7 protein-coding genes are annotated in these 13671 nt (G+C 52.7%); 3 read left to right on the top strand and 4 right to left on the bottom strand.

Annotated features, from left to right (window positions below; all coding sequences use genetic code 11):
* A partial coding sequence (locus tag KK062_RS28185) for a hypothetical protein (protein ID WP_254087732.1) occupies positions 1-1155 on the top strand: 1155 nt, incomplete at its 5' end.
* Positions 1156-1302: 147 nt separating this feature from the next.
* Here KK062_RS28185 and KK062_RS28180 read toward each other — a convergent pair.
* The gene (locus KK062_RS28180) at positions 1303-2607 is read right to left on the bottom strand and encodes an IS4 family transposase (RefSeq protein WP_262899341.1); all 1305 of its coding nucleotides are present in this window, start codon (positions 2605-2607) and stop codon (positions 1303-1305) included.
* A gap of 212 nt (positions 2608-2819) precedes the next feature.
* Positions 2820-5306: a glycosyl hydrolase family 95 catalytic domain-containing protein gene (locus tag KK062_RS28175; protein WP_254087731.1), complete on the bottom strand. Its 2487-nt coding sequence runs from the start codon at positions 5304-5306 to the stop codon at positions 2820-2822.
* A 122-nt stretch (positions 5307-5428) separates the two neighbouring features.
* On the opposite strand from KK062_RS28175, the gene KK062_RS28170 reads away from it, so the two are divergent.
* A complete protein-coding gene (locus KK062_RS28170) occupies positions 5429-6298 on the top strand; it encodes a helix-turn-helix domain-containing protein (protein WP_254087730.1) in 870 nt (289 codons plus the stop codon).
* Positions 6299-6522: 224 nt separating this feature from the next.
* Here KK062_RS28170 and KK062_RS28165 read toward each other — a convergent pair whose 3' ends face one another.
* Both KK062_RS28165 and KK062_RS28160 read right to left on the bottom strand, forming a co-directional pair.
* Positions 6523-8994, bottom strand: coding sequence for an ABC transporter permease (locus tag KK062_RS28165; RefSeq protein ID WP_254087729.1), 2472 nt, complete (start codon positions 8992-8994; stop codon positions 6523-6525).
* A 136-nt stretch (positions 8995-9130) separates the two neighbouring features.
* Positions 9131-11569 carry an ABC transporter permease gene (locus KK062_RS28160; RefSeq protein ID WP_254087728.1) on the bottom strand — a complete coding sequence of 813 codons (2439 nt, stop codon included), beginning with the start codon at positions 11567-11569 and terminating at the stop codon, positions 9131-9133.
* Positions 11570-11711: 142 nt separating this feature from the next.
* On the opposite strand from KK062_RS28160, the gene KK062_RS28155 reads away from it, so the two are divergent.
* Positions 11712-13628, top strand: a complete 1917-nt coding sequence (locus KK062_RS28155) for a vWA domain-containing protein (RefSeq protein ID WP_254087727.1) — start codon at positions 11712-11714, stop codon at positions 13626-13628.
* Positions 13629-13671: the final 43 nt, after the last annotated feature.

The following is a 13671-nucleotide window of genomic DNA, read 5'->3' as shown; positions in this document are numbered from 1 at the left end:
TTCTTAGAAGAACTGCAATTCACCGGTAGTCTCGGTGACCTCTCTTTTTACCGCATGCGCGGTACGGACAAGATCGTGGTGCGGCGTAAAGGCGGCGCCTCAAAAGAGACGATAAAAAAATCACCCAAATTTGCCCTTCCACGACTTTACATGAGCGAATTTGGTGGCTGCTCGACCATGGGCAAAGAAATTCGTTTTATGATGCACCCGATGCGCGCGCTCGCCGACTATAATTTCAGCGGGTTTATCAACAAATCGCTCAAGCTCATTCAAAAACAAGACTCCACCAGCAAATTAGGCCAACGTGCGATCGAGCTTTCGAAACACCCCAAATTACTGGAAGGTTTTCAACTTAACAAATATACTACATTCGATTCGATGCTGCGCAGTACGTTGAGCTGGTCGATCGATGCAGAAAAAGGCTCGGCGAAGGTGGAGATCCCAGCGTTGGTACGCGATATCAATTTCTTTCCAAATAACCGCCATTCGAAGTTTAGCATCACGATCTCCCTGGGGGTTGTACCGGATTTTAAGTTCAATCAAGCGACTGGTAAATTTACAGCGCCGAAGTGGTATGATACAATGTATGGATGTGATTATACATCATCGGAGTGGCATTCGGCATTAAAGGGCTCACCGGCCACAACGTTGGAGCTGTCGCTGGATCAACTGCCCCCGGAGGGTGGGTATAGCCTGATGTTGGGGATTGGGATTTGTTTTGGAGATTCGCAGGATGCTGGCGAGGTGAAGCAGATCAAGCGTGCGGGAGCAGCGAAGATTTTGGCGGTTGTCGCAGGGAAGGCGGGTGAGGTTGATGATGAGACTGAAACAGATACTGAAGATGAGAAATTTATAAATGATAGCAACGAGAATAACCATATTATAGATATTAACCACGAGTTCATGGAGACTGCCACGGTAGCGCCTCCGATCGTTACCCCTGTTCTGCCGAACGATGTAGAGCCAACAGCTTCATTGAGCGGGAAGAATTCGGTTGGGGCTGTACAATCTTTTGTGTATCACTATACGGTGAGTAGTGGGCAACATGGGGCGTCGGTAGAAAGGACAGCATACTCTTATGGGATAATCACTGGGTTAGACTATACTCTGTCCCACGGCAGCCTGGAGACCATTGCCGTGGACTTAAGTAAGTGACTGATATTTAATAAAATAGCCATGCATCTCTGCATGGCAAAGTTTTATTTCTCATATTGGCGGTAGTTTTTTTGAAAAGCCATCGGTTGATTGGAGTCTTCGATGGCTTTTGTTTTTTACTGACTCTAAGATATACTATTAAAAGGCTCATTTTCCGTTAAGTGCTAATAAATTTATAACAGCTGCTCTTCCTCGTCGATGCTCCTTTATTCCAAACCGGGATATAATATCAAATAGGGTTAGTAACCATTCCTTGAGTTTGGCCTTTCGATGAAGTAAAATGTACTCTAGGGATCGAACCCTCTGCTTAATGATAGTAAAGCATTTGTAAAAACTTACCAGGATGCTTTCAGATTGATTCAAGTAGGCATTAAATACAGAACAGATCTCCCAGTTGAGAACTACCCATAACAACCTGCCTAATAGATAGCATCTAAAGCGATCTGCTTTCATCTTGCGAACCTGATCGATCTTTAGCACACTCTTCCACGTCTTAAAAATTAGCTCTATTTGCCAGCGTACTCTATAAAGACCATAAATCTCATTAGCCGATAACATCTTCTTGGGGACGTTGGTTATAAAGAGGTTCATTTCCTTCAGATAGCTATATGTCTCTGGCTTTTTATTCTTACGATAAATCTTCTTACGAAGTCTTCGCTCAACAGCCTCCGGCGTCAATCGATTAGCTGTAAGCCTTACCTCGTAATTCGCATCACCCCCTAGATAAACAGGCATCTCTAAGTATTTCTTTGTGGATCCCTTTAGTCTTTGGAGGATTGTCTTATAACTCAAAGGAACCAGGTCTTTACCGCGACGCTCATAGAGTGTTATATTGGGATTAAGCCGACTGATATAATAAGCTCCTCGTGATTCTACCTCCTTAAAGGAGTCTATTTTTGAGTATCCCAGATCGCGTATGATTAGATCTTTACGCTGAACATTGACCAATAAAGGTTGAGCGTAAGCTGAGTCTGCTATACGAGCATCCCCCAGCGATAGATCAATGATTTTTCCAGACAAAATATCGTATTCGAACTGTATTTGAGTACATGACTCAGTCCCAGCTCCCTTAAAGCCCGGGAAGTCTGCTGCCAGATCTTTTGGGAGTTTAAACTCGGTCGAGTCCATCAGCCGGATCGAAGAAAAGCGGTCACTAAAGCCAGAAGAAAGCTTTTTGGATAAGAACTGATTTTGAAGGTAGTGCTCAAAAAGCGTTTGTATGAACACTACCGCACGATCATTAAATCGCCTATTCACGGCCTGTTTACATACACGTTTCCCCCGGTCTTCCTCCAGCGAGATACAATGCTGCTCCAGACTAGGCTGTTCCGTACTCAACGGATCAAAAAGAACCAACTTTAAAAACGACAACGCATCAAGCTTCGATCGACGTTTACAAAAGCCACTCTTAACGGCAAGCCTTTCTATGACCTCTGTGCAGAGATGCTTCAGGATTTTTTTACCTAAACCATGAACTTCTCCTAAAATACCCTTTCGTTTGTTTCTCTGGGTGGTATGAAAATCAATTACTTAGACCTTAAGTCCACGGCAATGGCCTGGAGACTGCATACAGTTTCAGTCACAAGTTCCGCACCTGCGCTAACGCTTGGTGCTAAAACTTGCGCCAGCGAGCACTACGACTTGGACCAGCTAACGCGGGCTTGTTAGTGTTCGGTGAAAACGATCAACTCTCCGGGACGTGTCCTGACGGTTATTTCTGCTGTCGTGATGGGTATTTTCTTGCCGCCTTTATGGAAGAAGCCCTTCGGGCCCCACGGTGAGAGTATGCGCAGGTCGGTTCCTTTTTCGCTGAGCACACGGACGTATTCAACGTGGCCGTTGTGCTGGGTGGCGGTGACGAGGAAGGCGCCGGCGGCACGGAGTGTTTGGAAGGTGGCGTCCGTGGCGTTGGGCCAGTTGGGAAACAGGCGCAGGGTGCCGTTGTAGCTTTGGAGCAGACATTCGTTGACGACGGCGGGAAGTGCGAAGTTTTCGAACCAGATGCCCATGTCGGCCATGTAGGCAAAGTCGGTTTGGTCGCCGTAGCGGCCGTGCGTTTGCATGACCATGTCAGTGGCGGTACCGTTGGGAAGTAAAGAATATCGTATGTGGCGCTTAAATGCTTCGAGGTCGAGCTTGCCAATGCGTGCGGCCTGCAGGTTGATAAAGACCAGGTCGTTGCCGCCTTCGTTTTGCTGGTTGTTGTACGTGCTTGTCAGGAGCGCCAGCGTTTTGGCGTCGGAGTGCAGGCCATGGTCTTCGCCGGGAAATACACTGAACAGCGGGTTGGGTACGTTGTAGACAACCTGATCGTGCTCTCCGGGTACGGCCACCAGTACTTCGCCGTATTGTTTAGAGGGTGCCGTAGGGTACGCGGGGAAATGTGTCAGGATCTCGTTTACGTCGGCCAGCAATGTTCGCTCGGTCTTCGCAGTGCCTAGCACGACCGTTGCCTGCTGGAATGCATGGAAAATAAACTTGATCAAAGCCAGGTCTGCGGTGCAATCGTAGTTATACTGGAAGCCCGGCCGGAGGCCATAAAGCTCCGGCGGCACACTCGGGAATACATGGTAGTTTTTATCCTGCCATCGCGGGCCGCCGTGGGCATCCGCACGTTTCATATAGGCGGTTAGGAATTGTACCGCGGCTTTGATCGGCTCGTAGGCGCGTGTGCGCAGGAAGTCGATATCGCCGGAGTAGCGGTAGTGCCACCAGAGCCCTTGTACGGCCCAGGGCGTTTCGCAGATCTCCCATCCCCAGTCCGGTAAGGGATAAGGGTTCAGCGTCATGTCGACCGGGAAGGCGGAGTGCGGAAAGTATGCGCCCGGCAGGCCGTAGTAGTCGCGGGCCCATTGTTTGCTGACGGGCAGTAGTTTTTCAACCAGGTCTACATACGCCAGGTTTTTGTCGAGGTGATTGCTCGAGAACGTTACCCAGAAGGGTTGCTGTGTGTTGTAGTTCAGATGGTAGTCGCCGTGCCAGGCAGTGCCGATACGGTTGTAGCTCCAATTGGCAAACAACCCGGGGCAGGTAGTGCCGGGTTTTGTTGCACAGTTCAGGAAGTATAGATTGCGATACCACAGCTCTTCCAGCAAGGTATCGTTTAAGGCTACGGCTGACTTTGACCAGTAGTCTTTCCACGTCGCTTCGTTGCGGGCCCGTACGGCGGCCAGATCACCGGCACTCTCCGGCGGAGAGGATCGTACGGTTGTACTGACGGCGTGTTGTAGTCCTTCTTCGAGGGAGATCGAGGCCGTGAACGTCGCAGTGGATGTCAGGGATGCTTCCAAAGGCGCCATGGTTTCGCGGTTGCCACTCCAATTCATGCGGATACTTTTACTCAACGGGCCGGCTATCCTTGCGGTTAACCGGAATGCTTTGTCTTTCGGATGCTCCGCACCTGCCTGACCGTTCACGGGCTCCCGGTGCGGCAGCACTTGCCGGAATGATAACACTCCCGCGGCCAGGTCCTCGTGTATAGTATACGGCGGCAGATCCGCCGGGATAGAGGGATCGGGCATGACGTGTATACGGTCGAAGATGTTTGGATGCGAATTGCCATGGCTGTCCGTCAGCTGCATCCGGAGATTGTCCGCATGCATATCGACCCACAGCGCCAGGTGTAGCTCCTGTTGTGCTTTTGTTAGTAGTCGCACCGTACACAGGCCATTGGAGATATCGAGCGTATGGCCGAGTACCTGGATGTTGCGCCTGTCGAACCCGAGCAGTACAGATCCACACGGGAACGGCCGGGGGTAGGGTTTGTTGTAGTTATCGCCGGCCATACGCACGTATTCGGCATACCAGGGGTCGTCGGTGAGGTGCTGACTGTGTGCGGGAATGTTTTTGACTTTGTTAAATACATAGTCAAAGTTTCTGAGCTCCTCTTTGTGACGTTCGGCGATACGAATATCCCACACGTTGTTATGCCCGAAATAGATCACGATGGCGTCGGGGCGGGTTGTTACAACAGCCCCCAGGGCGCCGTTGCCCAACAGTGCGCCTTCAAAAAACCGGGGCGCGGGTTTATTCATACTCAGGGCGTGGCGTTTTGCACGCGCAGCGGCATCGATGGAATCGACGGACTGCGCGAACGTCCCTCCTACTGCCACCAGGAAGATCAACACCAGCAGGCTCCATGTATTTTTCATTCCCACAAAGGTAGTCGCTCCCGGGCGCGGTCGTTTCTACAAAGGCTGTCAAAACTTGCACATATCCGACACACCCCTCCTTTTATTCACTTTTAATCGTATCTTCCTGAACGCCTATCTATATGAATACTAGATTTTTACGATCGACATTTGTTCTTCTGAACACCGACGAGGTTAGTTTGAACAAAAGCTGGAATTATCAGCATGTTACGAGCTCTTTTTACCGGTTGTATTACATTGAAGACGGCCAGGGAATGTTGTTTAATGCCGACCGTCAGGTCGTGCTCGAGAAGGGTTATCTGTACCTGGTCCCGTCATTCACCACTTGCAACTATACCTGCGATCGTTTCTTAAAACAGTATTATGTGACGTTTACAGAAGAAACGCCGGACGGCGCATCGCTGTTTGCGGCCAATCGCAAAATCTTTCAGATCCCCGCGGGAGAGGCCGAGGTTGCTGCCGTCAGGCGGGTATTATGCCTGAATCCAGCGCGGGGTCTGTTGTTGTCGTACAACCCCGCGGTATACGAAAAGGCGCCGATCCTTAAAAGTTACCGGGAGGCAAATAACACGTTACGGGAATGCGACTTTTTGGAGACATGCGGGATCCTGCTGCAGCTCGTATCGCGGTTTATGGCTGCCGCGGACTTTCGGGAGAGCCTACCCGCTGCGATTCATGGTAAGGTTGCCGACGCTATTCATTTTATCCAAACGCACCTGCATACATCCATCACGGTAGCACTGCTGGCCAGGCGAGCCCATCAGAGCGCTGACTATTTCTCGCGGCTGTTCTATGAGAATACCGGCGAGCGACCGTTGCGGTATATTCAAAACCGTAGAGTGGAACGGGCGCAACTGCTGTTGACTACTACTGATCTGCCGTTTCAGGACATTGCGTTGCAATGCGGGTTTGAGAGTCTGCCTTACTTTGCACGGGTATTTAAACAACATACCGGGGTTACGGCGGGGGAGTATAAAAAGGCTGTAGTGTAGGAAATCGACGGAAGTGACGGCGGGGCGTTGTCGGTGTATGGTTGCGCAGGTTACGACGTTACCGCTGGGCAGTCGGAAGGCTGCCCCCCACTGGGCACAAGTCTCCGCCCCGAGGCGGGGCTAAGACTTGCGCCAGTCGTCGCGATGGGCAATCACTAAGGATTGCCCTATAGCACTAGGCTACGACGTTCAGTTCGCTCTCGCTCCTACGCTCACGCTGTTTTTCACTCGTACTTTAAGGACTTTGCGGGGTTGGCGCGTGCAGCGCGAATGGTTTGGAGGCTGACGGACAGGAAGGCGATCAGCACGACTACGCCGCCCGCGACTACGAAGAGCAGCGGGTTGATGTCGATGTGATAGGGAAAGCCGGACAGCCATTGGTCCATAATATACCACGCGAGCGGCCACGCCAGCAGGTTGGCAATCAATACCAGCTGCACAAACCCACGCGACAGGAGTATCACGACGCCGCTTACCGAGGAGCCCAGCACCTTGCGTATACCTATTTCTTTCGTGCGCTGCAGTGTCATGAACGATGCGAGGCCGAACAGGCCCAGGCAGGCGATGAAAATGGCGAGCGCGGTGAAGAGTGTGAAGGTCTGACTGAACAGGCGATCGCTTTCGTATTGACGATTAAAATACTCGTCGAGGAAGAAGTATTCGATGGGGTTGCCGGGAAAGATTTCCTTCCAGGGGTTTTCGAGCCCGGCCAGGACGTTGCTGTAGTTGGCTTCATTTACCTTAAAGACATAGAACCGGGCATGTTCGGGTGTAAACCGGAACACGAGGGGCGTGACGGCTTCCTTCAGCGACATCTGGTGAAAGTTCTCCAGGACGCCTACGATCTGGAAGGTATCGCCTTGTATGACGGGCTGGCCGATGGCGGCCGCGGACGACTCGAAGTCCAACGCTTCTACCATGGCCTGGTTCAGGATGATGCTCTTTTTATCGTCGGTATGCTCACGGTCGAAGTTGCGGCCGGCGGCGAGTGTCAATCCGAAGGCAGGTATATAGTCGTGGTCGATGCCGACGGTATAGCCGGAGATGCCAGATCCGGACCCGCCGGTGAGCCGGCGAATGCTATTGGCCCAAAAGATCTCATCGCCGGGTATGCTGGTGGCTCCGCTCATGCTGCTGACGCCCGGAACGCGCAAGGCCTCGGTCTTAAAGCTCGCCACACGCTGTTCGTACAGCGAGTCCCTTACGCCGGGCGCCCGGAATACGAGCGTGCGGTGTATGTCCACCCCCAGATCCTGCTGACGCATATAGTTCAACTGCTGATATACCACGATCGACCCGCTGATGAGCACCACCGAAGCGGCAAACTGGAAAATAACAAGCGACTTGCGCAGCATGTTGCCGTGGGTGACCCGTGCGATCTTGCCTTTGAGTACGGCCACGGGCTTAAAGGACGAAAGTATAACGGCAGGATAAAACCCTGACAGAACGGTGCCCAGCACAAACAATCCGACCAGCAGAATCCAGAAATTACTCTCGCCCATGAACGCCATAGGTATATTCCGGCCTGACAGTTCGGAGAAGAACGGCCATACAGCCCGCACGGCGGCCAGCGCCAGGACGGTGGCGACCAGGTTGAGCATGAAGGACTCGGCCAGAAATTGATATACCAGCTGTTGTTTCTGGGCCCCCATGACCTTGCGTACTCCCACTTCGTTCGCGCGATCCAGGGAGCGTGCTGTCGCCAGGTTGATATAGTTGATCCAGGCAATGACAAGGATGAACAGGGCGATGAAGGTCAGGGCATAGACGGAGTCGCCGTTGCCACGTTCGTCGGGCTCAGACTCTTGCAGCAGGGTAGCGTGCAGGTGTATGCCGAGCAGGGGCTGCAGCAGGAATTCCTGTTTGTTGTTGTTCTTCTTCCACTCTTCCCCGCGTTCGCGCTCCAGGTAGTTATCCCACTTGGCTTGCAGGGTGGTCACGTCAGTACCAGGCTCCAGCAATACATAGGTATTAAAGTCATACCACCCCCAGCTGGTTTGGGAATCGTTACGCGTTTTGTTGTCCAGCGTTTGGTAAGACAACAGGAAGTCAAATTTGATGTGTGAATTTTCGGGGACGTCTTCAAAGATCCCGGTGACTTCGTAATTCTCCCGACCATCCATCCGGATGATTTTACCGATGGGGTCTTCCGAGGCAAAGTATTTTCTGGCGGCGCGTTGCGAGATCACTATTTTGTTGGGGCCCTCCAGGGAGTGCACCGGGTCGCCTTGCAAGAGCTTAAAGTCGAAAATAGCGAAGACGGACGAGTCGGCCAGCTGCATCTTTTCTTCCTGGAAGGCGATCTGTCCGCGCTCGGGACTGTCGTATGTCATTACGCCGCCGACGGGAAAGAGGCGTGTAAAGCGTTTTACTTCGGGAAAGTTGTTTTTCAACGCAGGACCCACCGCGGGGACGGCGGCGGCACATTCGAACCGTAGCTTACCATTCTGCCATTGGTTGTATTGTACGCGGTATATGTCGTTTGCCTGGCTGTGGAAGGCATCGTAGCTACGTTCATATTTTACATATTGTAAAATAAGCACACTGGCAATCATGCCCAGGGTCAGGCCGGTTACATTCAGAAAAGTGAATGAACGGTGCCGAAGAAAGTTGCGGAAGGCTGTGACGAGGTAATTGCGGATCATAGGCTTGCGGTATACGTCCGTTGGCTGCACGGATTGTGCCAGGTAAGCCATAGTACCAAAGGGCCATTTTGATGCTTGCAAGCCACTTTTTATCTGCCCGCACGAATACCCGGATGTCCGGAACTTAACAAAACTGCCCGCCAGTGGACGTTTGCACGACCCCGGTGCCGGAAGCGCTAAACACGGATTATTCCGACCGCAGGCTGTCCACCGGGTTGCCATGGGCCGCACGGATCGTTTGAAACGACAGTGTCACCATGGCGACCGCTAACAAGAACGCACCGCTGGCCAGAAACATACCCACGTGCACCGGTGCCTTGTATTGAAAAGATTCCAGCCACCGATCGGTGGCATACCAGGCGATCGGTACCGCCAGTATAAAGGCCAGTAGCACCAGCAGCACAAACTCCCGCGACAGGCTGGCGATGAGCGACGTGATGGACGCTCCCAGGACTTTCCGGATGCCAATCTCTTTGCGTCGTATCTCTGCGGTATAGATCACCAGGCCCAACAGGCCCATGCAGCTGATGAGGATGGAAAGCCCGGTGGCCCACGTTAACATCCTCGCGGTCTGGAGCTCTTCCTGGTAGAACGAGGCAATGCTTTCATCAAAGAAAGTAAACGAAAAGTCTGCCTGGGGATACTGGGCATGGAACCCGGCCTCTATCTGGCGGATGGTCTCGGGCCAGGCCGTGCCACCGGGTTGTTGAGCCCGTAAGGCGACGTGTATATAATCGCCTCGCTCCCCTTTCAACACCATGGGGTCAATGCGCCTGTGCGTGGAGCGCTGGTAAAAGTCTTTCATGATGCCTACGACCACCACATGTGTGTCGCCGACCATGATCAACTCTTGTCCTATAGCATGCTCGACTTCGGCATAGCCCAGGGCACGGGCACATGTTTCGTTGATGGCCACTTCAGCCATCCCTTGCACTTCGCGAATGTTTTGTCCGGCAATGAGCTGTATGCCGTAGAGTGGTATATAATTGGCATCGCCAAAACGTAATTGTACAGACAACATATCATCCTTCCGCGCCCCGGGGCGCGAGACCTGGGTCAGCAACGAGCGGCCAAAGGCCGGTGGTATAAAGCCACTGCTTACACGCTCTACACCGGCCATTGCCTGCAGGCTGTTGATAAAGCCAGTCTGATTGGCTCTGACACCGGGTGGCAGCTCGAAATTCAGGATCGCCTCCTGGCGATAGCCGAGATCCTGGTGCAACGAGAAGTCAACCTGCCGGCTAACGACCACCGCAGCGATGATAAAAAACTGGGAGATCATAAACTGCGATACCGTCAGCACCTTGCGCAGCCGCGTCGTATGCGTCATCCCAGCGCCCAGGCGGCCTCGTAAAACTTGTGCCGGGCGAACGCCCGACAATACCAGCGCGGGATAAAAGCCTGCCAGTATCGATACTACAAGCGTGAGCCCGGCGGCATATACTACCGTGGGAACGTTGATGAACAACCCCACGGATACGGGTATAAAGTCGGCGAACACGCGCAACAGGAATGGCGCCAGGACCAGTGACACGATCATGGCCAGCGTGGTGATGCTCAGTGTTTCGAGCAGGAATTGCCTGACGATCTGTCCTCGTTGACCGCCGATTGTTTTACGTATGCCAATCTCTTTCGTGCGGCGTGCCGCCTGGGCAGTGCTGAGGTTGATGAAGTTAACACAGCCCAGCAGCAAGAGGAATCCGGCAACGCCCAGCAAGGCATACAGCGCCGGTCTGCTGGCCGTGCGTTGGCCGCCAGCATAGATCGGATTAAAGTGAATGTCAGCCAACGGCTGCAGCCGGGCCGTGATGGTATAGTTGCTGGTGCGGTTGGCACCTTCATTGTGTTGCGTAACAAGGTCCGTAATCTGCCGGGCGACTGTGACAGGGTCGTGCGCGGCGTGCAGGCGAAGGTAGGCCTTTGAATTCTCGCTCCAGTTATTCCAGGAGTCCAGCCGTCTGTCTTCCCGCTGGATCATTTGAGATAAGGTTTTGTAGGAAATAAATTCCACGGCGGTAAAATCGGTATGCTTCTGAAGGTCTTTGACAATCCCCGCTATAGAGGTCTGTATGCTGTCATTGTAGATGACCTCACGCCCCAGGATATCAGCGAAGGGAACCCCGGGAAAATATAGTTTCGCGCGGCTCTCGGTGAGCACCGTGGTGTAGGGTTGTCGCAGTACTGTGGCGCTGCCGGCGAGCCATTCGAAGGGAACAAGCGTAAAGTAATCCGCGGTGGTATAAATAATGCCGGGCTGTGTACCGGTTGTTGTGACGGCTCCGGTATGTACCGACGGGATGGATACGCGCAGCGCCATATCGCCCGCACACGCTAATACGGGCACGACAAGCTCAACGCCAGGTATCTGTTGTTGCACCGCAGTAGGTAGCGGTAAGGGTACAGCGGTCATGTGGCCGGTGTGGCCGTTGAACTGGTTATCGAACGCCACGCGATACAGGCGGTCACCCTCCGGCAGGAAGCGATCATAGCTGAACTCGTGTCGCGCGATCAGAAAGATTACCAGCGCGGCGCTCAGACCAATGGCGAGGCTGAGCACGTGGATGATCGAAAAGACAGTGTTGCGCCGGAGGCTGCGAAGGGCGGTGATAAAGTAGTTTCGAAGCATAGGTTTACGGTTAAAATCGCCTGCTGGCCGTTTTTGAGCGGCTTTCGTATGTAGGATGTACAAATATTAAAAAAAGTTGTGGGCGTTTTTATGGAATTCCGCCTGGCGGCGCATCCTGGGGTCAACTAATTCTTTTACAACTATGAAAACGCGCATATATCTTTTGGGGGCCATGCTGCTGCTGCCGGTGATGGCATTTTCGCAGAGTCGGACTATTACGGGAAAGGTCACGGGTGCGACCGACAGCTTGCCGATACCCGGTGTCAGTGTTACCCACAAGGGTACAACGACGGGTAGCGTAACCGATGGATCCGGAACTTATTCCATCACGGTTCCAGACAATAAAACAATCCTGGTATTCAGTTTTATAGGCTATAAAACACAAGAAGTGCCCATGGGGATCAGTAATGTGATCAATGTAACGTTGGAAGTGGACGCCATGGCGCTGGACGAAGTGGTCGTTGTAGGCTATGGGGTAGAGACATCCAAACGTGAATTATCCTATTCTGTAGCGGAGACGAGACGTGGTGGACGGTCACGTAAAGATAAGCAGCAGTCGCCGGCACCGGCGCTGCAAGGTAGCGTAGCCGGTGTACAAATAAACAATGGTTATTACGACACCGTGGCGCCCGTGGAACCGAATACGGAAGAGTATGGCACGATCAACGAAAACGTATTCCGTGGCGCGTTGCAAGATCCGCTTTCTACTTTCTCTATTGACGTAGATGCAGCTTCGTATAGCAATGTGCGACGATTTATTCAGAATGGCCAGCAGGTTCCGAAGGACGCCGTGCGCATTGAAGAGATGATCAATTACTTTGATTATGACTATACGCAACCTACGGGAGAAGACCCCTTCTCGATCTATACCGAAGTATCGGCCGCGCCGTGGAACGACCAGCACAAATTAGTACACATCGGCTTGCAAGGTAAAAAGATACCTGTCGACAACCTGCCGGCGTCGAACCTGGTGTTCCTGATCGACGTGTCGGGCTCGATGAGCGATCCTAATAAGCTGCCGTTGCTGCAGTCATCCTTTAAATTGTTGGTAGAGCAATTGCGCAAACAAGATCGGGTAGCGATCGTGGTTTATGCGGGCGCTGCCGGCGTGGTGCTGCCGTCTACATCGGGGGCAGAGAAGCAGAAGATCATCAATGCCCTCGATAATCTGCAGGCCGGTGGTTCTACGGCTGGTGGTGCGGGCATTCAGCTGGCCTACGCCATTGCCAAAGAGAATTTTCAGAAGGATGGCAACAACCGCGTGATCCTGGCGACCGACGGCGACTTTAACGTGGGCGCTTCGAGCGACCAGGATATGGAACACCTGATCGAGCAGAAACGTGGGGATGGTATTTTCCTGACGGTGCTGGGCTACGGCATGGGTAACTATAAAGACAAGAAGATGGAGATTCTGGCCGACAAGGGCAATGGCAACTATGCTTATATCGACAACATGCTGGAAGCACAGAAGACCCTGGTGAATGAGTTCGGTGGCACACTGTTTACGATCGCAAAAGATGTGAAGCTTCAGATCGAGTTCAATCCGGACAAGGTGCAAGCCTACCGCCTGATCGGCTACGAGAACCGGATGTTGCAGGCCGAGGATTTTAACAACGACAAGAAGGACGCCGGCGAGCTGGGCTCCGGACACACCGTTACGGCGTTGTACGAGATTATTCCTGCCGGTGTGAAGAGCGCGTTCTATGACATCGACAAGCTGAAGTACCAGAAGCCGTCCGGCACGACCGTGTCGAGTAACTCGAATGAATTGATGACGGTGAAGTTCCGGTATAAAAAACCGGACGGCAATACCAGCAAGCTATTGCAACAAGTACTGCTGGATAAGAACGTTGCGCTCGAAAATACTTCGGATGACTTCCGGTGGTCAGCCGCCGTCGCCGGGTTCGGCATGTTGTTGCGCGAGTCGCAGTATGTAAAGGAGTTTGGCTTTAAGGACGTCCTGGCGCTGGCGCAGGGTGCGCGTGGCAAGGACGTGGAAGGTTACCGCGGTGAGTTCATCGGTCTGATCCGCAACCAGAATCTGATGACTCGCCGGTGATGTGGTAATTTCTTTATCCGCTCATAGGACTTGCGGCAGTACT

It is taken from the genome of Dawidia cretensis, assembly GCF_018598175.1.
Classification (GTDB): domain Bacteria; phylum Bacteroidota; class Bacteroidia; order Cytophagales; family Cyclobacteriaceae; genus Ohtaekwangia; species Ohtaekwangia cretensis.
Note: the sequence above shows the minus strand (reverse complement) of the source record. Positions and strands in the feature narration are given on the sequence as shown.